The sequence below is a fragment of the Mycobacterium dioxanotrophicus genome, from assembly GCF_002157835.1.
GTDB lineage: Bacteria > Actinomycetota > Actinomycetes > Mycobacteriales > Mycobacteriaceae > Mycobacterium > Mycobacterium dioxanotrophicus.
The window spans coordinates 5615729-5636345 of sequence record NZ_CP020809.1 but is presented as its reverse complement, the minus strand read 5'-3'; the positions used below and the strand labels follow the sequence as shown (position 1 = coordinate 5636345).

The window sequence follows — 20617 nt, the reverse complement described above, 5'->3', positions numbered from 1 at the left end:
TGATGCTGGCTGGACTCGCACTCGGCTCGGAGATCAAGCGCTTCGGCCGCAGCCGGTTGACCCGGGTGGCGATCATCGTGCTGATGCTGCTGCCGCTGGTCTACGGCGCGCTGTACCTGTGGGCGTATTGGGATCCGTTCGGACATGTCAACAAAATGCCTGTGGCGCTGGTCAATTCCGACCGCGGGACGGTGGTGTCCGGGGTGCAGGTGAAAGCCGGCGACGAGATCGCCAAGAGCCTGACCGACGATGCCAGCCTGGATTGGCATGTCGTCGATCTCGATGAGGCGCGCCAGGGCGTCGACCACGGCAAGTACTACTTCATGCTGGAGTTGCCGCCGGACTTCAGCGAGGCGATCGCGTCCCCGGTGACGGGGGAACCGAAGCGGGCCAATCTGATTGCCGTCTACAACGACGCCAACAACTACATCTCGTCGAGCATCGGCCGCACCGCTGTCGACCAGGTGCTGGGCGCCGTCTCCACCCGGATCTCCGGACAGGCGGTCAATCAGGTGCTGTCGGTGGTGGTTTCGTCCGGTGCCGGCATCAAACAAGCCGCCGACGGTGCGCAGCAGCTCGCCGATGGTGCGGTGAAGGTGGACGACGGAGCGGGTGAACTGTCGAACGGCCTGCACACCGCGCGGTCCGGTTCGGCGCAGGTCGCCTCGGGCGCCAAGCAGCTCTCCGACGGAATCATCAAGGCCACCGACCCGTTGGTCACGGTGACCAAGGCGCTGTCGCAGATCGGCGGCAACACCGATCAGCTGCAGAAGGGTGCCACCGCGCTGCAGCAGGCCAACGAACAGATCGGCGGGATCGCGACGGCGCAGGACACCGCCGCCAACTCGCTGACCACGGTGATCGATCAGTTGTCCGGAAGCCCGGACCCGTTGGCCAACAATGCCGCCGGGACGCTGCGCGGGATCCAGGATCAGCTGCGCGGGCACCAGTTCACACCGCAGATCCGGCAACAACTCACCGACGCCGAGAACGCGGCGATCTCGATGACCACAGCCCTGCGCGCTCCCGGCAGCCCGCTCAACTCCGCGCTCAACCAGGTCGGCGGCACGGGGCAGGACCTCAACAACAAGCTGACCCAGCTACGCAGCGGGGCGCAACAGCTGTCTTCCGGCAGCGCCGAATTGGCCACCGGCATCGCCAAACTCGATGACGGTGCGGTGCAGCTCAAGTCGGGCACGGCGCAGCTGCGGTCGGGCTCGGCCGAGCTGGCGACCAAACTGGCCGAAGGTGCCAAGCAGGTGCCCGACTGGAGCACCCAGCAGAAGAACGCGATCGCCGACACCATCGGCGGCCCGGTCAACCTGGAAACCTCGCACGAGAACGCCGCACCCAACTTCGGCACCGGGATGGCGCCGTTCTTCCTCACGCTGGCGCTGTTCTTCGGCGCCCTGGTGCTGTGGATGATCCTGCGGCCCTTGCAGAGCCGAGCCATCGCCGCAGAGGTGCTGGCGATCCGGGTGGTGCTCGCCAGCTACCTGCCCGCGGCGATGATCGGGTTCTTCCAGGCCGTCATCCTGTACTGCGTGGTGCGGTTCGCCCTCGGCATGCACGCGGCGCACCCCTGGGCGATGCTCGGGTTCATGGTGTTGATCTCGTGCGCGTTCGTCGCCGCCACCCAAGCGATCAACGCCCTCGTCGGGCCGGCGGTGGGCCGGGTGCTCGTGATGGCATTGCTGATGCTGCAGCTGGTGAGCGCCGGCGGCATGTATCCCGTCGAGACCACGTCGAAACCGTTCCAGGTGATCCACAAGTACGATCCGATGACCTACGGCGTCAACGGTTTACGTCAGCTGATCCTGGGCGGCATCGATTACCGGCTGTGGCAGGCGATCATCGCGCTGGTGATCATCTGGGCCGGCGCGATGACCATTTCCTGCCTGTCCGCGCGGCGGGACCGGCTGTGGAACCTCAACAGGCTGATCCCGGCGATCAAGATGTGAGGCGGGCGCTCACGCCCCGCTGATCACTCGGCTGGGCCGGCCGTGCACGTCGACCGGCACGTCACCGGCCAGGGTGACGCGGTGCATGACGCGCCGCTGATCGTCGTAGTCGTCGACCGCGCGGTGCTGCGTGGCGCGGTTGTCCCAGATCGCCACGTCGCCCGGCGCCCAATGCCAACGGACGGTGTTCTCCGGTGCGGTGATCCGCCGCTGCAGGAGTTCGAACAGCACATGGGACTCGTGGCTGTCGAGGCCGACGAACCCGCGGGTGAAATCGCCCGCGAGCAACGTGCGTTCCCCCGTCTCGGGATGCACCCGCACCACCGGATGTTCGGTGCGGAAATCGGGCTTCTCGAAGGCTACGCGCATCATCTCCTGCGCCTCGGTGCGTTGGACCGCCGGGGCCGCGGCGTAGTCGAAGCGGTTGGAGTGCACGGCGCGCAGGTTCTCGGTGAGGTGTTTGAGGGGCTCGGGCAGCCGGTCGTAGGCGGCGGCAGTGGACGCCCAGAGCGTCGATCCGCCGTAGGAGGGCAGTGTCACAGCACGCAGGACCGAGATGGCGGGGTAGTCCGGCACGAAGGTGACATCGGTGTGCCAGCGGGTGGCCTTGGCGTATTCGGAGTCAATCGGGGTGATGATCGGGACGCCGTCCTGTTTGAGCGCGTGGTGGCCGATCGGTGTCCCCAGCAGGCGAGCGAACGCGTGTTGCGCGTCATCGGTGAGGTGCTGCTGGTCGCCGAAGAAGATCACCTTGTGCTGCAGCAGCGCGCGGCGGATCTCGGCGACGGTGTCGGCATCGAGATCGCCGCCGAGTCGCACACCGTCGATGCGTGCGCCGATGCGGCTGCCCAGTTTTGTCACGGTGAGACCGGTGGTGGCAATCGTCATGGGTGAGGTCCTTTGTTGCTGGTCGGGCAGGGTGTAGTCGAGTGACTACAGCTTGATGTGGGCTAGTGTAGCCAGATGACTACAGATCCGCCAGTGGCTGAACCTGGGGCCGCGCCGGTCGGTCGTGACGAGGTGGTGGCGGCAACCCTGGCCGCGGCAGCCGAGCTCTTCGCCGAACGCGGCCCGGCCGCCACCTCCATCCGGGACATCGCCACCCGCTCACGGGTGAACCACGGGCTGGTCTACCGGCACTTCGGCACCAAGGAACGTCTCGTCGGGGCGGTGCTCGACCACCTGGGAGAGTCTCTGACCGTTCTGCTGGACGGGGGCGCGCCTGCCGGTGAGATCGAGCAGGCCATGGACCGGCACATGCGGGTCATGGCCCGCGCCCTGCTCGACGGTTACCCGGTGGGGCAGCTGCAGTCCCATTTCCCCAACGTGGCGATGCTGGTGGACCGGGTGGTGCCCCGGTTCGCCGATGAACGAGAGGGACGCCTCGCCGCAGCCAATGCCGTTGCGCTGCAAATGGGTTGGCGGTTGTTCGAGCCGTTCCTGCGATCGGCCACGGGTCTAGAGGAGGTCGGCGAGGACGTGGTGCGCGCGGCCGTCTCCGGACAGATCGTCCGGATGCTCACGCCGGAATGAGGATCGGCGCGCCTCAACTCCTAGACTGAGCCGGTGGCAGCAGAATCTCCCCGCCCCGTTCTCGTCGTCGACTTCGGCGCGCAGTATGCCCAGCTGATCGCGCGGCGCGTTCGCGAGGCGCGGGTCTACTCCGAGGTCGTCCCGCACACCGCCAGCGTCGAGGAGATCAAGGCACGCGATCCGCAGGCGATCGTGCTGTCCGGCGGCCCGGCCAGTGTGTACGCCGACGGTGCTCCGCGCCTGGACCCCGGGCTGTTCGACCTCGACGTGCCGGTGTTCGGTATCTGCTACGGGTTCCAAGCCATGGCCCAGGTCCTCGGTGGCACGGTCGAGCACACCGGTACCAGTGAGTACGGCCGCACCGAGCTGACGGTGTCCGGGGGGGATCTGCACTCGGACCTGCCCGCGACGCAGCCGGTGTGGATGAGCCACGGCGACGCCGTCACCTCCGCGCCGGACGGGTTCGACGTCATCGCCAGCAGCGCCGGTGCTCCGGTCGCGGGATTCGAGAACCGGGCTCGCAAGCTGGCCGGGGTGCAGTACCACCCCGAGGTGCTGCATTCACCGCACGGCCAGCAGGTGCTGACCCGGTTCTTGCACGAGTTCGCCGGCATCGGACCGACGTGGACGCCCGCCAACATCGCCGAGCAACTCATCGAGGCGGTTCGCGAGCAGATCGGTGACGGCCAGGCCATCTGCGGGCTGTCGGGGGGCGTCGACTCCGCGGTGGCCGCGGCCCTGGTGCAACGCGCCATCGGAGACCGGCTCACGTGCGTGTTCGTCGACCACGGGCTGCTGCGGGCCGGGGAGCGGGCACAGGTCGAGCGGGATTTCGTCGCCGCAACCGGCGCCAAGCTCGTCACCATCGACGTCGCCGACCGCTTCCTGCAGGCGCTGGGCGGGGTGACCAACCCCGAGGGCAAGCGCAAGATCATCGGCCGCGAGTTCATCCGGGCCTTCGAGGGGGCGGTGCGGGACACCCTCGGCAGCTCCGAGGCCGAGATCGAATATCTGGTGCAGGGCACGCTGTACCCCGACGTGGTCGAATCCGGCGGCGGCACCGGCACCGCGAACATCAAGAGCCACCACAACGTCGGTGGCCTGCCTGACGATCTGAAGTTCAAACTCGTCGAACCGCTGCGGCTGTTGTTCAAGGACGAGGTGCGCGCAGTCGGCCGCGAGCTCGGTCTGCCAGAGGAAATCGTTGGGCGCCAACCGTTCCCGGGCCCCGGACTGGGTATCCGCATCGTCGGCGAGGTGACCGCCAAGCGGCTGGACACCCTGCGCCGTGCCGACTCGATCGCCCGTGAGGAACTCACGGCCGCCGGCCTGGATCAGCAGATCTGGCAGTGCCCGGTGGTGCTGCTCGCCGACGTGCGCTCGGTCGGCGTGCAGGGTGACGGCCGCACCTACGGCCATCCGATCGTGCTGCGCCCCGTTTCCAGCGAGGACGCCATGACCGCGGACTGGACCCGCGTGCCTTACGAAGTGCTGGAACGGATTTCGACCCGCATCACCAACGAGGTGCCGGAGGTCAACCGCGTGGTACTCGACGTCACGAGCAAGCCACCCGGCACCATCGAGTGGGAGTAGTGTTCTCCGGCTGAGTTTCTCCCGCGAGCAGACATGGCGGTACCCCGACACGCGCGGTTTGCGGGACCGCTACGTCTGCTCGCCGGCCTTCTCGACGTACTCGGTCAGCATCTGACCGACGACGGACTCGATGGTCGATTCGATCGAGGACGCCAGGGTCGCGCTGACCGCGGACACCGCCTGGGTGCGGAACCGCACCAGCATTGTGATCAGTTCGGCCACTTCGGTATCCGGCGGTAGCGACTCGCCGGGTTTGATCCTCCCGGCCACCTGGTCGACGCCGGCCCGCACCAGGATCGAGCTGATCGCGTCGAGATGAGGCAACACCTGTTCGTGGACGTCGATCAGGGTGCCGATCGGCACGCCGTACTCCCGGATCTCGTTGAACGCCTCGATGAGCTTGGGGCGCATGATGATTGCGTCCTCGGCATCGAGCTTGATCACGCCGATGTCGACCAGCCGGTCGAACGCCGCATCGTCGTCGACCAGATCCCGCGCTTCGGCCAGCGGTACGCGTTCAGGTTTCTCGGTGGCCCAGTTGCCCACGATGGCGCTCTCCAGACCGAGCACGTCGCCGATGTCCTTGCCCTGCTCCCAGGCGGACAGCATCTCGTGGACGTGGGCGATGTTGTAGCCACGGTCGAGCATCGAGGTGATCAGCCGCAACCGGGTCAGGTGGGTGTCGTTGAACAGCGCGATACGCCCGACCCGCAGCGGCGGGTGCAACAACCCGCGGTCGCGGTACACGCGGATGTTGCGGGTGGTGGTGCCCGCCAGCCGAGCCAGTTCATCGAGGCGATACTCGCCGGATGCCGCGACACCGTGCGGCTGTACCGCCGCGTCGAACAGTTGCGTGACGGCGGTCTCGACGACGTCACGCGAACTGCGCCGGATCTGCCGCGGCGCGCGGCGCAGCCCGGTCAGGATGGCCGAGATCGCACCGGCCTGCTGCCCGGACGGCTTGGCGGCTGCCATCAGGCCGACGAGCTGATCGCGACGTGGACGTCGCGTGCTGAAGTCGGATTTGGCGCATCTCGCACCGCTGCTTCGTAGTCGCCGAACCGGAAATCCCGCATCTGTCGAAGATACTGGGTGGCGAATCCGGGGTACATCGACGCGTTGAATCCGTCGGCGGTCAGGTACCAGCTGTTGCAGCCGGTCATCCAGGTGGTCTTGGTCAGCCGCTTCTGCAGCACTTCGTTGTAGCGCTGCTGGACGTCGGCCCGCACATCGAGGTAGCGAAGATTGTTGCGCAGCAGCGTCTTGATGCCGGACACGGCGTAGTCGATCTGGCCTTCGACATACACCAGCAGCGAGTTGTGGCCCGGTCCGGAGTTGGGGCCCGTCATGAAGTACAGGTTCGGATAGCCGTGGGCGTTGATGCTCTTGTAGGCCTGCGCGCCGCGCTCCCATTCTTCTGCCAGCGAGCGCCCGCCGAGCCCCGTGATCGGGTAGGGCGGGCCGGTGAGGTGAACATCGAAACCGGTGGCGAACACGATGGCGTCAAGATGGTGTTCGATGCCGTCGCTGGTGCGGATGCCGACCGGGCTGATGGTGGCGATCGGCCAGTCGATGAGCTTGCAGTTCTCGCGTTGCAGCGCGGGGTAGTAGTCGCTGGACACCAGCATGCGTTTGCAGCCGGGGGTGAAATCGGGGGTGAGCTGACGGCGCAGCCACGGGTCGGCGACCTGCCTGCGCAGGTGTGCCTTGCCGAGGCGGGCCACCAGCCCCGTCAGCGGCGTGTTCCACACCATCGCCGTCGCGCTGGCCTCGTGGCCCCAGAACAGGATCTGTCGGGCAAGCTCTTGTACGGCAGGGACTTTCGCGAACAGCGCGCGAGCCGCCGGCGGCGTGGCGACGTCCAGCCGCGGAATCACCCACCCCGGCGTGCGCTGGAACACCTTGACGAAGCCGGCGCTCTTCACCAGTTCCGGGATGATCTGCACGGCGCTGGCGCCGGTGCCGATCACCGCGACGCGTTTGCCGGTGACGTCGTAGTCGTGATCCCAGTTCGCACTGTGGATCTTGTGGCCCTCATACGTCTCCAGGCCACGGATGTCGGGCCATTTGTGGTCGGGCAGCGGGCCGGAGGCGAGCACGACGCTGCGGGCCTGAAAGCGCCGCGGACGTGAGGAGCGGTTGTGCCCTGAGCGGCCAGTGGTTTTCACCGTCCAGATGCCTTCAGTCTCGTCGAACGACAGGCCGTTGACCTCGACGCCGAACTGGATACGCCGGCGCAGGTCGAAGGTGTCGACCATGTCCTCGATGTGCTGACGGATTTCGTCGGCCGGGGAGTAGGCCCGCGACCAGTCCGGATTCTTGACGAACGAGAACGAGTACAGCAACGACGGAACATCGCATGCCGCACCGGGATACGTGTTGTCCCGCCAGGTTCCCCCGACGCGGTCGGAGCGGTCCAGGATGACGAAGTCGTCGACTCCGGCCTCGATGAGCTTGATGGCGGTGCCGATGCCGGTGAACCCGGCGCCGACGATCAGCGTGTCGTAGGTGCGCATGTCAGGCCGCCGGCTCGTGGGTCAGCTCTTTGAACCAGCTGGGGATCGGCCGCAGCAGGGCCTTCGGATAGCGGTCGGACGCCCACACCATGGGGTTGGCTACCCAGTGGTACGGGTGACGTGGGTTGGTGACCATCCGCCCGTGCAGCTTGAGCAGCTGATACGCCGGTACCCGCCAGGTGTATTCGGCGCGGCCGCCGAGTTCCTTGAACCGCATCATCGCCTTGTACAGCTTCTCCGGCTGCAGGCCCATGTCGACGATGTTGTTGCGCATGCGGTTGAGCAGCGGAACGTACATCAGGGTGCCGATGATGACGCCCGGTGAGGCCACATTGCCGACGAACTCCACCGCGAGCCGCCGCATGCTGGCGTGCCCGATCATGTTGAGCACCTCGAAATCCACGGCGATGTGCCGGGATTCGTCATTGTTGATCTTCTCGAACACCTGGTGGCAGACGGGATCGTCGACCTCTTCGAGCAGGAACTTCAGCAACGCGCCGTCGAGCGCGACCTCGAGCATCGGGATGACGGTGCCGAGGACCGAAAGCGACATGTTGTCGGAGAAGGTGTCCAACCATTCGATGGCCAGCCGGATGTTGACGTTCGGTTCGGGCATCTCTCCGTCTTCGAGCATGCCCCAGCGCTTCATCAGTGCCAGTTCGGCATTGGCGTGGCGCTGCTCCTCGGCGTGGAAGTAGCGGTAGATCTCCGCGATGGTCGGTGTTGGCGCCTTCTTGGCGAGTGCTGCGAAGCCGCGGGCTCCGACGTTCTCGATCCAGCACAGATCGGCCATGAACGCCTTGAGTTTCGGCCGCATCTCGTCGGTGATGGTTTCGGCTCCCGGGGCATCCCAGTCGATGTCGGCCAAGGCCCATTGCCGGTCCTTGATCTTCGCCAGCATTCGTTCCATGTCCATGGCCATTACGAAACCTCCTCAGAGCTGCGGACGTGAGGAGCGGAAAGGCCCTCAGCGAAGCGCGTCGTTATGCCCACCGCGCGGGTGTAGACCGTCGGGGTGAGTCGTTTGATGCCCCAACCGATCCGGGCGTCGGGCTGGGGCATGCAGTACAGGCCGCCGCGGTCGTTGGTGTCCAGGCACATGCGGGCGACGCGCTCGGGCGAGAAGCCGGTCCACCGCATCAACCGGTCGGCCAGCTGCGTGGATTGCGCTGTGATCCGGCCAGATTCGACAATGTTGGTCTTGACGAACGTGGGGCACAGCGCGGTGACGTTGATGCCGGTGCCGGACAGTTCGGCCGCCAAGGTCTCCGACAGCGACAATACGCCGGCCTTGCTCACGTTGTAGGCCGCCATGCCGGGTGCCGCTCCGAAGGCGGCGGCCGAAGCGACGTTGATGATGCCGCGCGGCTGTTCGGCGTCTGCGCCGCGCAGGATCGGCGTGAACACGTGACAGCCGTGGATCGGACCCCACAGGTTGATGCCGAGCACCCAGTGCCAGTCGTCGAGGCTGACCTCGCCGATGGGCCGGCCGCCCGCCCCGACCCCGGCGTTGTTGACAACGAGGGAGGGCGGGCCGTCGAACCACGTCTGTGCGGCCTCGGCGAGCCGCTCGACCTGCTCGATGCGAGATACGTCGCAGCGCAGCGCAAGTGCGGCACCGCCGTCGGCGGCGATGGCCTGCGCGGTCCGTTGGGCGGCGGCCTCGTCGATGTCGCTGCACACCACCCGGCCACCCCGGCGGGCCAGCTCTGCGGCGAACGCGGCGCCGATGCCGCTGCCCGCGCCGGTGACCACGGCAGCGGCGCGGTGGCTGCGTTTGCGGTTGTTGCCGAAGATGTTCATCCGGCCACCTCTCTGACGGCGTTGTGCTGCAAGGATTCCGAGATGAAACGGGCGATGCGGCCCATGGCAGCCACCGCGTCGGGGCTCAGTCGCGGCAGGGCCTGGAAGACGTGTACCTGGTGCGGCCACACTTCGAGTTCACTGTGCCCGCCTGCGGCGCGGATGTCGGTGTCGAGCTTGCGGGCGTCGGCGACGAGCATCTCGGCGCCGCCGGCCTGGATGAGTGTCGGCGGCATGGGGCGTCCGCGCGCGACGTCGAGGGTGAGCCGTGGATGGGTGAGATCGGTTGCTGCACAATACAGTCCGATCAGGCGTGCCGCGTCGGACGCCCTGATCGCCGGGTCGCGGTGCAATTGTTCTCGGGCTCGCGCGAGCGCGAAGGTCAGGTCGATCAGTGGGGACAGCAACACCAATCCCGACGGGTGCGCCGTGTGCGGTTGCAGCAGCAGATCGACGGCCAGGTGGCCACCGGCGGAGTCGCCCGCCATCACAACATTCTCGGGGTCGAGCCCGCCGTCGGTGCACAGCCAGTCCCAGCCGGCGGCCACATCGTCTGCGGCAGTGGGGAACCGGTGTTCGGGGGCGAGGCGATAGTCGATGCTGAACACCGGCAGGCCGGTGCGCCGGGAGAGCCAGGCCGTGAGGCGCCGGTGTGTGCGTGCCGAGCACAGGGCGAACCCGCTGCCGTGTACGTAGTAGATGGCGCGCTCGGGCGTCGCGGCGGGGACACCGGTGCCGCGCACCCACTCGCCGATCACCCGCCTGCCGTCGGCCATCCGCACATCGACGGCCTCGACCCGGGTGCCTGCCAGGGACGGGCCGAACGTGTCCATGATCCGCGCGATCAGCCACCGTGATGTCCACAGTCCGAGCATGTGCTCGGGCGGAAGCGCGCCGCTCAACTGCCGCAGCGTCAGGGTGCTGATCGCGGCCGCACCGCGGGATCGCAGCGATCCACGTCGGGGGATGACAGGGTCGGCCATCGAACCTCCTCGTCGAAGTGGCTCGGTGAGTACACCAACAAATGATGACATTTGTCAATGTCATCATTTAGCAACGGCGGTATTGCCTGATGACGCGGTCGGTGATTACCGGGCGGGGTCCCCGCGCCAACGGAAACTGTTGACGTACTTGCCCATATCCAACGCAAGCTGCAGGTTGGCGCCGGACGGCTTGCCGGAACCGGAGTCAGGGCCGAACTGGCGGTAGGGCCCGACGGCCGCCGCGATGAGCGCGAGATCGTGCTTGACCGCCACCATGATGATCACCCGCATCCGGGCATAGCTGCTGGTCGAACCCTGCGGCCAGCAGTCGGCGGCAAGCCCGAACCCGGGCTGATAACCGACCATCGTGTTGGGTATCTCGTAGGCGGTCTTGGTGTCCGGGAACGTCTGGTGAACCAGTTGGACCGCAATGTCTTTCGGTGATTTCCCGGCCGCAGGCCTGCTGAACAGCTGCATGGTGCCGCCGTCGCCGGCCAGCAGGTTCGCCATGATGCCGTGATCGTTGGTGGTGATCTTGTAGGCCGCACCCGCCGCCGGATACGCCACCGTGAACGAACCGTCGGGCGCGGTGTACAGCGGATTGATGGTGACGGGTTGCCCGAGCGGCGGGGAGCCGCAGTTCGGCGGGCACACGTAGCGCGCCGCCGGCTTCTGCAGTACCGCCGAGAGCCCGACCAATCCCGCTGCCACCACGACGATGACCACCCCGAGGGCCAGTGCCAGCCCCGTGTAGGACGTCTTGTGCACGGGCGCGGCGGTGAACGTCCCCTTGTGGATCGAATAGCCGGGCAGCAGCCCGACCGTGATCTCCTCGGGCTCGTCCTGCCGCGTCGGCCTACCCGTCCTGCGGGCCGCGCGTGAACTACGCGACGACGCATGGGTGGCCGCGCCGCAGTGCGCGCAGAACGGAGCGTCGGGCACGACATGACCACATTGCGCGCACAGCAGTGGCTCGTCGGTGTTGATGTCGTCATGGGCCTCGTGCAGCAACGCGAGATGGACCCCGACCCGCAGGAGCAGCAGCGCCACCGCCGCCAGCGCGATGTAGAGCCCGAACTGCAGCCACTGCGGGAATCTGGCGATGTCGATCAGCCCCAGCCCGGCGTAGAGGATCATCACACCGACCGCGAACAGCATCAGGGTGATCCGCACGAAGCCGCGGTGCACGAGAACCTTGTTCGGCGGCCGCGTGAACCACAGCGCCGCACCGATCAGCCCGCCCACCGCGGCAGCGGTAGTCGGCACCGCGACGCCCCGGATGCCTGCCTCGATCAGCAGCCCGCTCATCGGCCGGTCCCGTGCCACCATGCCGGTGGTGAACTGCGGGGCCAGCCGCGTCATCGTCGCCGCGGCGCAGTAGGTCAACGCACCGAACGCGCCGATTGCGTAGCCGTCCAACGCTTCTTGCGTCCCGCGGCGGATGAAACGCACCAGCAACACCGGGACGAGCATCAGTGCCATGCCGCCCAGGGACACGCCGATACCGTCGCGCAGCATGCGCGATCCGGTGATACCCATGCCCAGCGGGACGCCGTATGCGCGGGCCATCGCGCCGCCGGTCAGCAGCACCCAGCCGGTCCCGAGGCTCACGCCCAGCACCGCGGTCAGGGCCAGCGTGCTGCGCGGGACGTCGCGGTGAACATCGGACTCGCGCAAGTAGATTCCGAACAACAGCGGCAGGCCGAGGGCGGCGACGGTGATGAGCGCGGCGGGCAGCCGGAACAGGGCAGCGGCCACCAGAGCCGCCAGCAGCAGCCCCAGCCCGATCAGGAACGCGGTGCGCGACCGCGGAGACAGATGCGGGAACAGCGAACTGGTGACCGACGGAATCAGCAGGTGCTGACCGGGAGCGGCGCTGAAAGACCGCACCCGCAGCCAGTGCGGGCCGTTGCCCCGGTGTTCCGACAGTGGAGCTCCGCACAGCCCGCAGTACTGGCCCGCGGGCACCTCGAGTTGGCAGACCTCGCACTCCATCATGTCCGGACCGACGAGGCCGGGATCGATTGTCATGGGTTCGCTCTCTGCCAGACCAGAATGTTCTTGACGAGGTTGTCCACGTTGGGCGTTCCGAGCCCGGTCACCAGGTCGTAGCCCGGGCCCGCGCTGGCCACCGCATTGCCGCCGAGCGTGACGTCGTGGAAGGCGGGCAGCGGAGCCCCGGCGGCGATGCGGTACAGCAGGGGATTGAGGTCACCCAGCTCCCGGCCGCCGTTGGCGAGCAGGTACTGGTTCATCACCGCGGCCATCCCGGCCCACAGCGGCGCCGACTGGGAGGTGCCGCCGCCGACCAGCAGCTGGTCGTTCAGCACGATCTTCACCCCGGTGAACGGGTCGGCGACCGCGGACACATCCGGGGTGAACCGCCGCTGGGCGCCGCCGTCGTCGGGCGCGGTGAGGCCGCGCTGCCAGTCCGGTCGGACGAACAGCGCCGAGACCCCGCCGCCGGTGCCCTGGGTCAGCGGTACGTCGAACCAGGCCTGTTCGGCCAGCCAGCCGCCGTCCGTGTCGGTGGATAGCGTGGTGCCCCCGACATTGGTGATCTCGGGCAGCGACGCGACCGAGTCCAACCCGACGTCATCGGGGCCCGGTGGTGACGACCAGTCTTGTCCGCCTTTGCATTCCAGGCCTGCCAGGTCGCCGCTGGCGTTGAACGCGGTGGTGCCGTGGGAATGCGCGGTGGCCAGCGCGGAGCGGACGGGGGCGAGGTCCGCGGCAGTGATCAGCTTGTCGCAGCCCCAGCCGATGGAAAAGCTCCAGACCGCACCCGGATAGTCGGCATCCGCCGACTGGAGCATCTGCCCGATCTTCTCGTAGGCCCCGTCGCCCTGGACCGTCGGCCGGGCGTTGATCACCACCTTGCGCGCATCGGGCGCGATGGCGTGGGCGACCTGCAGGTCCATGGTCGTCTCGCCGTGGGGTTCGCTGGGCTGTCCGCCGACCAGGATCGGTGTGAACCTCGGAAGGTTGAAGGTGGTGGCGAAGGTGTCCAGATCGGTCTGCTTGAAACCGTCGAACGCGAAGATCACGATGGTGGTGCCCTTGCCGGTGTACCCCTGGCGCGCAAGCCCGCTCAGGTTGTAGGTGTTGAGCAGCGCCGTCGGAGTCAGCCCGCGGTCGGGGACATCGGTGGGCAGGTTCGACAGGTCCGGCCGCGACATCCTGGGCGGGGTGTAGCCGAGGAGCCGGCCGACTTCGGTGACCTCGCCGCGCAGTGGTTCAGGTATCGTCGGCTGCTGCGGCGACGCATAGAACACTTGGCCGCGTCTGCCCAGGTAGTCGTGGATGTCGACACCGAAGGCCGTCGCCATGTCGGCAGGCGCACCGTCGACGATGGCCCACGGGTCGCCGGAGCGCCACCGCACCGACAGGCGGTGCCCGTCGGCCCAGCTGTACAGCGTTGCCGGCCGTAGCCGGCTCTGCAGGGCGACGGTCAGTTGGACCGAGTCATTGCGGGAAGGCCCGAGATCGGTTGAGGCCGCAAGCAATTGGGCGTAAGGACCCCCGATGGGAGCCCTTACGCCCGGTGCTTGGGTAGCCCGCAGGTCCGAGGCCAGGAGCAGTGCTCCTGCCAGGATCAACGTCAGCAGTGCGTACCCGGGTATGACACGCGGCCGGGTCATGGATCCACGGCTGACGAACGAACCCCGCGTGGTTCTAGTGGTCGCCGGGGATGGCGGTCGCCGGCGGCGGCGCCTTCACCGTCGGGGTGAACAGGTTGCCACCGGTGGGGTTGATCGACTTCTCGGTGGGCTCGACCGAAGGTGGCGGCGCAGGAGTGGCCGGTGTCGTCGTGGTGGTGGTCGTGGTGGTCGTGGTCGGCGTCGTCGTCTCGGGAGCCTTCTCCTTGGTGCCGCACGACGCGGTGAACGAAATCATCCCGACGACAGCGGCGCCGCCGGCGATGACAGCGAGCCGACGAGTCAATTGCCCAGACCTCATGATGGTGTCCTCACTTGTCCCCCGGTATTTGAGCGCTGGCCTTCGGCGAATCGTTGTGCGATTCCGCACGATCGGGTGATCGTGCACCAGTCCCGTCCCGAAGTGGGTTTTGGTAGTCGAACTTTAACTTAAAGCCCAAAAGGGTGCAGGAGCATTCCCCGTGGTGTTGCCGGATGCTGCGAGCCGGCCGGCCGCGGCTTGACGGTGTCGGGGTGTGGGTGTTTACTCGGGGTATCGAACATATATTCGAACACAGCGTGGTTTAGATGGTGTTGGAGGTGCTGCTGTGATCATTGCGGCGGACCTTGAACTGGGCCGGCTTACCCGTGCTGAACAGGTGGAACATCTGCGACGCAAGATCGCCGCAGTGTCGGGGAGGGTCGGTCCGGCGCATCGCGGGGTGGGCCGGGCCGGCGCGGTGATTCCTGCCGGGGATTCTTTGCTGGAGTTGCCTGAATCCCCGGCTGATCCGACGCCTGCCGAGTTGCCCACGACGCTGCCGCGCGGAACCGTCGCGGTGATGTCGGGCGCCCGGTCGCTGCCACTGGGCATGGTGGCGGCGGTGACGGCGGCAGGCGGGCACGCCGCGATCGTCGGGCAACCCGATGTCGGGCTGTTGGCCGCGGTGGAAATGGGTGCCGATCTGAGTCGGCTTGCGGTCATTCCGGATCCGGGGGCCGACCCGGTCGAAGTGGCATCGGTGTTGATGGACGGGATGGACCTGGTGCTGCTCGGGTTGGGCGGGCGCGCGGTACCGCCGAGCCGGGCCCGGGTGATGGTGGCGCGGGCCCGGCAGAAAGGATGCACGCTGCTGGTCACCGACGGTGATTGGCGGGGAGCGTCCACCCGGTTGGAGGCCAGGGTCTGCGGTTACGACGTGACCGGTGCGGGCAGTGGCGCGCCCGCTCCCGGGCGTGGCCGGATCGGCCGGGTCCGGCTGGCCATGCGGGGTGCCGCCGGATCAGTCTGCGTGGCAGGCGGTTAGACCGTGGCGGCGTCTCGGGTGCTGGCGCTGTGGTGCATGGACTGGCCCGCCGTCGCGGCGGCCACCGCGGCGGGCTTGGAGCCGACCGCTCCGGTCGCGATCACACTGGCCAACCGGGTCGTGGCCTGCTCGGCGTCGGCGCGGGCGTCGGGGGTGCGGCGTGGGTTGCGTCGACGGGAGGCCCAGGCCCGGTGTCCGTATCTGCATGTCGTCGCTGCTGATTCGGCCCGCGATGCCCGCCACTTCGAGAACGTCACGGTCGCGGTCGATGACCTGGTGCCACGGGCCGAGGTGCTGCGGCCGGGTCTGCTGGTGCTGCCGGTGCGCGGGGCGGCACGCTACTTCGGATCCGAACCGGCCGCAGCCGAACGGCTGGTCGACGCGGTGGCCGCGGCGGGGGCGGAATGTCAGGTGGGCATCGCAGATCAGTTGCCCACCGCGGTCTTCGCCGCCCGGGCCGGACGCATCATCGAACCCGGTGCCGATGCCCTGTTCCTGTCCCCGCTGTCCATCCGGCAGTTGGCCACCGAACCGGCCCTGGCCGTGCCGGGCCGCGAAGAGCTGGCAGACCTGCTGTGGCGCATGGGAATCCGTACCCTTGGACAGTTCGCCGAGCTGTCGCGTACCGATGTGGCCTCCCGGTTCGGGACCGACGCGGTGGTCGCGCACTCCTTCGCCCGCGGGGAGTCGGCCAGGAGGCCGTCGGGCAAGGACCCTGCGGCTGAACTCGACGCCGTGATGAACTGCGATCCGCCGATCGAGCGGGTGGACGCGGCGGCCTTCGCCGGGCGGTCACTGGCCAGTGCCCTGCATCGCAGTCTGGAAGCGGCGGGTGTCGGCTGCACCCGGTTGGCGATCCATGCCGTCACCGCCAACGGTGAAGAGCTGGAACGGGTGTGGCGGTGTGCCGAACCACTGACCGAGGATGCCACTGCCGACAGGGTGCGCTGGCAACTGGACGGCTGGCTGAACCGTCAGGGGCGAGCGCAGCGACGGGGAGGATCTCAGACTTCCGAGAAGCCCACCGCGCCGGTCACCGTGCTGCGGTTGCGCCCGGTGGAGGTGGTGTCCGCGGCGGCGCTGCAGCTCCCACTGTGGGGCGGGGTAGGAGGGGAGGATCGGTTGCGGGCCCGGCGCGCTCTGGTGCGGGTGCAGGGCTTGCTCGGGGCGGAAGCGGTTCAGGTGCCTGTACTCAGCGGTGGGCGCGGGCCTGCCGAACGCATCACTCTCACGCCGCTGGGGGACGAGCCGGTGCCGCGGGCCGACCCCCGGCAGCCCTGGCCCGGTCAACTGCCCGAGCCCTCGCCGACGGTTCTGCTCGATGATCCGGTGGAACTCCTGGACGGACAAGGGGTTCCGGTTCGGGTCACCAGCCGGGGGATGTTCTCCGCAGATCCGGCCCGGCTGGCCGGCGCGGGCAGGCGGGACGGCAGCCTGCGTTGGTGGGCCGGGCCGTGGCCGGTCGACGAGCGGTGGTGGGACCCGCAGAGTCGGGGCGCGGGGCGCACCGCACGGGCGCAGGTGCTGCTTGGCGACGAAGAGGGCGGCCTGGCGCTGCTGCTGTGCTACCGGCAACGGCGGTGGTACCTGGAGGGAGTTTATGAGTAAGTCGGCAGGCCGAATGTGAACTTGTGTGCGACGTTTCGGCCAAATGTCGGCAACAAGTTCACGTTGGACCAAGCGAATGCGCGAACGGGCCGACCCGGTCGATGAACCGGTCGAAGAACACCGCCGGGTCCACCCGGACGCCGATGAGCGCATTGGGTGGCAGGCCCCAGTGCCCGCGCCAATCGGCGACCGTCATTCCACGGGTCAAGGTGCCGGCCAGCTCGACGTCGACCGTGGTCTGCCGGTACTGCACCAACTCGGGGTCCAGGGCCACCGCGGCGGCCAGCGGATCGTGCAGATGCGCGAGATACCCGTCGTCGGTGTCGAAGTGGAATTCGAAATAGAACCGCATCGCGTCCTCGAGCACCCGGATCAGCGGATTGACCGCCGCCGAGCGGGTCCCACGTTCGTCGAGTTCGCTCATCGGCGCGGTCGGTGACCCCGCGGCCTCGGCCAGCCGGCCCAGCAGCTGCGGCGTCATCGCGATGTGCTCTGTGAGGTTGAGCCCCAACACAATCGGCAGGTGTTCCGGTGCGTCGGTACCCCACGCGGCGGTCCAGCCGCCGAACACCTCGGCCGCCGATTCGGGGTCCACACTGATGTTCCACTCCGACACCGGGGTGGTGTTGCCGCGGTAGTCGAAAGCTCCGCCCATGATCACCAGTCGGCGCAGCAGGCGGGGGAGCCCGGGTTCGACCCGCATCGCCAGCGCCAGGTTGGTCAACGGGCCGGTGGCCAGGCCGATCAATTCACCCGGATGCGCCCTCGCCGCGCTCACCCACGCCTGGGCGGCGTCGTGCTCGGTCAATTGCCGGTCGGTGGCAGGCAACCGGGCGTAGCCCAGCCCCTCGGGCCCGTGGGTGTCTTCCGCGGTACGCAACGGAGCGCTCAGCGGGTGCTCGGAGCCCTTGGACACCGGGATGCTGCCTGCCCGGCACAGTTCCAGCAGACCCAGGTTGTTGACGCAGACCTGTTGCACGCCAACATTTCCCGCGGTGGAGGCGATGCCAACCAGATCCGCGTCGGGACTGGCCAGCAGATACACCAGCGCCATCGCGTCATCCACTCCGGTATCGACATCGGCGAACACGGGCATTCCTGTCACGCCGCCAACGATAGGGGCTGACCTGTGCCGTCCGCACGCCTAGACTTCGACGTGCAGGTCAATCGAGGAGGCATCGATGTCCGGTCGCGTGGTGCATTTCGAAGTGCCGTTCAATGACGGCACACGGGCCAAGGATTTCTATCGGGAAGTTTTCGGCTGGCAGCTCAACGAGTATCCGGAGATGAACTACACCGGGGTCGCGACCGGTCCCGTCTCCGAATCGGGTATGCCCGCTGAACCGGGATACATCGGCGGGGGCATGTTCGAACGTGCACCGGAGTCTCCGCAGGGGCCGGTGATCACCATCGAGGTGCCCAATATCGACGACGCGTTGACGGCAATCCGGTCCAAGGGTGGTGCGCAGCTGGGGGAGAAAATGCCGGTGGGCGAGATGGGGTTTGCCGCGTACTTCACCGACACCGAAGGCAACGTTCTGGGTCTGTGGGAGACCGCGGCCCAGGCGTAGTGCGGCACGACTCCACCGTCACCAGTGCACTCCGGGCACCAACCGAACCGCGCGCTTGACCGGGCGGGTCACCGCGCGCGGCACCCGCAGCGATGCTCCGGTGCGGGTCGGACGCTTCGGTCGGCGCATCGGCGAACTGCTGACCGCAGCGAGCCCGGACGGTTCGGGCAGCGCCTCGCCGCGGGCGGCCGCCGAATCCGGGTAGCCCAGATACAACTGGTGCAACACCCGGCGGGACAGCTTCGGGGTCAGGTAATTGCCGAAGTCGGCCAGTGTGCCCAGCGGGGTGTCGATGCGGGCCGGTTTGTCGACCAGCCCGCGGACCACCATCGCCGCGGCATGTTCGGCCGAGATCGGCGGCACCGGGTTGAGCTTGCGTGACGGCGCGATCATCGGCGTCTTCACCAGCGGCATATGGATGTTGGTGAAGGTGATGTGATCCGAGAGGGTTTCGGTGCCGACGACTTCGGAGAAGGCGTCCAGCGCGGCCTTGCTCGGCAGGTAGGCGCTGTATTTGGGACTGTTGGCCTGCACACCCGCGCTGGACACATTGACCACGTGGCCGAACCGGCGCTCACGCCAATGCGGCAGCAGCGCCAGCACCATGCGCACGGCACCGAAGTAGTTGACCGCCATCACGCGTTCGTAGTCGTGCAGCCGGTCGGTCGAATTCACCACCGAACGCCGGATGGACCGGCCGGCGTTGTTGACGAGGTAGTCGACATGGCCGAACCGGCCGAGGATGTCCTTGACCGTGTGCTCGACCGATGCCGAATCGGTGACGTCGCACGTGAAGGCGTACGCCTGCCCGCCCGCCGCCCGGATCTCGGACACCAGATCGTCGAGCGCCTCGCCGTTGCGGGCCAACGCGAACACGCAGCCGCCGCGCTCTGCCACCGCGATGGCCGAGGCCCGCCCGATGCCGCTGGAGGCGCCGGTGATGATCACGTGCTTGCCGACCAGTGGGCCGGCTGGATCGTCGCGGCGGGCCCGGTCGGGGTTGAGATGCTGCGCCCAGTACCGCCACAACTGCGGTGCGTAGGAAGCGAATTCGGGCACGGTGATACCGGTGCCGCGCAACGCCTCTTCTGCGTACTCGGCGGTGAAGGTCGGCATCAGGTCGACGACATCGAGCACCTCGCCGGGGATACCCAGCTGTGTGGCCACCATGTTGCGCACGGTCTTGGCCCGTCCGCTGACCTGCAGCACCGGTGCGGCGGCGGCACGAGGCAGCGATCCGCGCAACGGAGGCAGCCCGGCCGCCTCCGCGACCCCGCGGTAGATGCCGCGCAGCCCAATGGTTTTCGGAGCGGTCAGGTGGAACGTCTGACCGTCGCGGCCCTCGGCATGCATGAGGTGCACGAGCGCTCGCACCACGTAGTCGACCGGGACGATGTTGGTGCGGCCCGAGTCGGGCAGCATCACCGGGGTGAACTTGGGGAGGGCGGCCAGCCGCGCCAGCACGCCGAAGAAGTAGTACGGACCGTCGACCTTGTCCATCTCACCGGTGGTGGAGTCGCCGACCACCACCGCGGGCCGGTACACGCGATAGCGCAGCCCGGGGGACGAGCGGACCAGCAGCTCGGCCTCGAACTTGGTCTGGTGATAGGGCGTGGGCAGATCCTGCGCGACGTCGAAATCGTCCTCGGTGTACACCCCGGGGTAGCTGCCGGCCACCGCGATCGACGACACGTGGTGCAACGTCGCATCCAGCCGACGGGCCAGTCCGATCACCGCGCGGGTGCCCTCGACGTTGGCCGCCTGCTGTTCGGCCTCGCCGACGGTGATGTCGTAGATCGCCGCGCAGTGCACCACGTGCGAGATGCCGTCATCGCCGGAGCCCAGGTCGGCGATGTCGGCGTCGGTAAGCCCGAGATCTGGCGCCGTCAGGTCGCCGACCAGCGGTTTCGCCCTATCGCCCCACTCGCCGGCCAGTTGCTCGAAGCGGGCCAGCGATGCCCGCCGGACCAGCACCCATACCTCGGCGTAGGCATCTCGGGCCAGGATTTCGGAGACGACGCGGCGGCCGATAAACCCGGTACCGCCGGTAACGACATAGCGCATGCCAGACATGGTCGCCCCTGATCGGGCAAACGTCAACCGA

Annotated in this window: 17 protein-coding genes; 6 read left to right on the top strand and 11 right to left on the bottom strand. The window is 67.9% G+C overall.

Going from position 1 to position 20617, the window contains the following annotated elements:
* Window positions 1–2: 2 nt before the first annotated feature.
* Window positions 3–1961 (top strand): YhgE/Pip domain-containing protein, encoded by a 1959-nt coding sequence (locus BTO20_RS27435; protein ID WP_087079123.1) that lies wholly within the window; start codon window positions 3–5, stop codon window positions 1959–1961.
* A 9-nt stretch (window positions 1962–1970) separates the two neighbouring features.
* Here the strand turns inward: BTO20_RS27435 and BTO20_RS27430 are convergent, their stop codons facing one another.
* On the bottom strand, window positions 1971–2849 hold the full coding sequence (locus BTO20_RS27430; RefSeq protein ID WP_087079122.1) for a TauD/TfdA dioxygenase family protein: 879 nt from the start codon (window positions 2847–2849) through the stop codon (window positions 1971–1973).
* A gap of 75 nt (window positions 2850–2924) precedes the next feature.
* Between BTO20_RS27430 and BTO20_RS27425 the strand changes: the two genes are divergently transcribed.
* Both BTO20_RS27425 and guaA read left to right on the top strand, forming a co-directional pair.
* Window positions 2925–3494, top strand: coding sequence for a TetR/AcrR family transcriptional regulator (locus BTO20_RS27425; protein ID WP_087079121.1), 570 nt, complete (start codon window positions 2925–2927; stop codon window positions 3492–3494).
* Window positions 3495–3527: 33 nt separating this feature from the next.
* The gene (guaA, locus tag BTO20_RS27420) at window positions 3528–5087 is read left to right on the top strand and encodes a glutamine-hydrolyzing GMP synthase (protein WP_087079120.1); all 1560 of its coding nucleotides are present in this window, start codon (window positions 3528–3530) and stop codon (window positions 5085–5087) included.
* Between the two features lie 69 nt (window positions 5088–5156).
* Here guaA and BTO20_RS27415 read toward each other — a convergent pair whose 3' ends face one another.
* The 8 genes from BTO20_RS27415 to BTO20_RS27380 all read right to left on the bottom strand — a co-directional run bounded on the left by BTO20_RS27415 (window position 5157) and on the right by BTO20_RS27380 (window position 14349).
* Window positions 5157–6062 carry a MerR family transcriptional regulator gene (locus BTO20_RS27415; RefSeq protein WP_087079119.1) on the bottom strand — a complete coding sequence of 302 codons (906 nt, stop codon included), beginning with the start codon at window positions 6060–6062 and terminating at the stop codon, window positions 5157–5159.
* On the bottom strand, window positions 6062–7603 hold the full coding sequence (locus tag BTO20_RS27410) for a flavin-containing monooxygenase (protein WP_087079118.1): 1542 nt from the start codon (window positions 7601–7603) through the stop codon (window positions 6062–6064). Before BTO20_RS27410 ends, BTO20_RS27415 begins: the two co-directional genes overlap by 1 nt.
* 1 nt (window position 7604) lies before the next feature.
* A complete protein-coding gene (locus tag BTO20_RS27405; protein WP_087079117.1) occupies window positions 7605–8525 on the bottom strand; it encodes a reductase in 921 nt (306 codons plus the stop codon).
* A complete protein-coding gene (locus tag BTO20_RS27400; protein WP_087079116.1) occupies window positions 8525–9406 on the bottom strand; it encodes an SDR family NAD(P)-dependent oxidoreductase in 882 nt (293 codons plus the stop codon). The genes BTO20_RS27405 and BTO20_RS27400 overlap by 1 nt, the downstream gene beginning before the upstream one ends.
* Entirely contained in the window at window positions 9403–10389 is a 987-nt protein-coding gene (locus tag BTO20_RS27395; RefSeq protein ID WP_087079115.1) for an alpha/beta hydrolase, read from the bottom strand. Before BTO20_RS27395 ends, BTO20_RS27400 begins: the two co-directional genes overlap by 4 nt.
* Before the next feature lie 105 nt (window positions 10390–10494).
* A complete protein-coding gene (locus BTO20_RS27390) occupies window positions 10495–12420 on the bottom strand; it encodes a zinc ribbon domain-containing protein (RefSeq protein WP_087079114.1) in 1926 nt (641 codons plus the stop codon).
* Entirely contained in the window at window positions 12417–14030 is a 1614-nt protein-coding gene (locus tag BTO20_RS27385; RefSeq protein WP_087079113.1) for a S53 family peptidase, read from the bottom strand. The genes BTO20_RS27390 and BTO20_RS27385 overlap by 4 nt, the downstream gene beginning before the upstream one ends.
* Window positions 14031–14064: 34 nt before the next feature.
* Window positions 14065–14349: a hypothetical protein gene (locus BTO20_RS27380; protein ID WP_087082775.1), complete on the bottom strand. Its 285-nt coding sequence runs from the start codon at window positions 14347–14349 to the stop codon at window positions 14065–14067.
* Window positions 14350–14635: 286 nt separating this feature from the next.
* On the opposite strand from BTO20_RS27380, the gene BTO20_RS27375 reads away from it, so the two are divergent.
* Both BTO20_RS27375 and BTO20_RS27370 read left to right on the top strand, forming a co-directional pair.
* A complete protein-coding gene (locus tag BTO20_RS27375; RefSeq protein WP_087079112.1) occupies window positions 14636–15334 on the top strand; it encodes a hypothetical protein in 699 nt (232 codons plus the stop codon).
* A 36-nt stretch (window positions 15335–15370) separates the two neighbouring features.
* Complete coding sequence (locus BTO20_RS27370; RefSeq protein WP_087082773.1) at window positions 15371–16942, top strand: DNA polymerase Y family protein; 1572 nt, start codon at window positions 15371–15373, stop codon at window positions 16940–16942.
* Between the two features lie 58 nt (window positions 16943–17000).
* Here the strand turns inward: BTO20_RS27370 and BTO20_RS27365 are convergent, their stop codons facing one another.
* Window positions 17001–18038 carry a nucleoside hydrolase gene (locus tag BTO20_RS27365; protein ID WP_087079111.1) on the bottom strand — a complete coding sequence of 346 codons (1038 nt, stop codon included), beginning with the start codon at window positions 18036–18038 and terminating at the stop codon, window positions 17001–17003.
* Between the two features lie 85 nt (window positions 18039–18123).
* On the opposite strand from BTO20_RS27365, the gene BTO20_RS27360 reads away from it, so the two are divergent.
* Window positions 18124–18513, top strand: coding sequence for a VOC family protein (locus tag BTO20_RS27360; protein ID WP_087079110.1), 390 nt, complete (start codon window positions 18124–18126; stop codon window positions 18511–18513).
* A gap of 18 nt (window positions 18514–18531) precedes the next feature.
* Here BTO20_RS27360 and BTO20_RS27355 read toward each other — a convergent pair whose 3' ends face one another.
* Complete coding sequence (locus BTO20_RS27355; protein ID WP_087079109.1) at window positions 18532–20577, bottom strand: SDR family oxidoreductase; 2046 nt, start codon at window positions 20575–20577, stop codon at window positions 18532–18534.
* Window positions 20578–20617 lie beyond the last annotated feature (40 nt).

What these genes read in the sequence shown, in the direction of transcription:
- BTO20_RS27435 (WP_087079123.1), top strand. Translation starts at nt 3, where the DNA reads ATGCTGGCTGGACTCGCACTCGGCTCGGAGATCAAGCGCTTCGGCCGC.
- BTO20_RS27430 (WP_087079122.1), bottom strand. Translation starts at nt 2,849, where the DNA reads ATGACGATTGCCACCACCGGTCTCACCGTGACAAAACTGGGCAGCCGC.
- BTO20_RS27425 (WP_087079121.1), top strand. Translation starts at nt 2,925, where the DNA reads ATGACTACAGATCCGCCAGTGGCTGAACCTGGGGCCGCGCCGGTCGGT.
- BTO20_RS27415 (WP_087079119.1), bottom strand. Translation starts at nt 6,062, where the DNA reads ATGGCAGCCGCCAAGCCGTCCGGGCAGCAGGCCGGTGCGATCTCGGCC.
- BTO20_RS27410 (WP_087079118.1), bottom strand. Translation starts at nt 7,603, where the DNA reads ATGCGCACCTACGACACGCTGATCGTCGGCGCCGGGTTCACCGGCATC.
- BTO20_RS27405 (WP_087079117.1), bottom strand. Translation starts at nt 8,525, where the DNA reads ATGGCCATGGACATGGAACGAATGCTGGCGAAGATCAAGGACCGGCAA.
- BTO20_RS27400 (WP_087079116.1), bottom strand. Translation starts at nt 9,406, where the DNA reads ATGAACATCTTCGGCAACAACCGCAAACGCAGCCACCGCGCCGCTGCC.
- BTO20_RS27395 (WP_087079115.1), bottom strand. Translation starts at nt 10,389, where the DNA reads ATGGCCGACCCTGTCATCCCCCGACGTGGATCGCTGCGATCCCGCGGT.
- BTO20_RS27390 (WP_087079114.1), bottom strand. Translation starts at nt 12,420, where the DNA reads ATGACAATCGATCCCGGCCTCGTCGGTCCGGACATGATGGAGTGCGAG.
- BTO20_RS27385 (WP_087079113.1), bottom strand. Translation starts at nt 14,030, where the DNA reads ATGACCCGGCCGCGTGTCATACCCGGGTACGCACTGCTGACGTTGATC.
- BTO20_RS27380 (WP_087082775.1), bottom strand. Translation starts at nt 14,349, where the DNA reads ATGAGGTCTGGGCAATTGACTCGTCGGCTCGCTGTCATCGCCGGCGGC.
- BTO20_RS27370 (WP_087082773.1), top strand. Translation starts at nt 15,371, where the DNA reads ATGGACTGGCCCGCCGTCGCGGCGGCCACCGCGGCGGGCTTGGAGCCG.
- BTO20_RS27365 (WP_087079111.1), bottom strand. Translation starts at nt 18,038, where the DNA reads ATGCCCGTGTTCGCCGATGTCGATACCGGAGTGGATGACGCGATGGCG.
- BTO20_RS27360 (WP_087079110.1), top strand. Translation starts at nt 18,124, where the DNA reads ATGTCCGGTCGCGTGGTGCATTTCGAAGTGCCGTTCAATGACGGCACA.
- BTO20_RS27355 (WP_087079109.1), bottom strand. Translation starts at nt 20,577, where the DNA reads ATGCGCTATGTCGTTACCGGCGGTACCGGGTTTATCGGCCGCCGCGTC.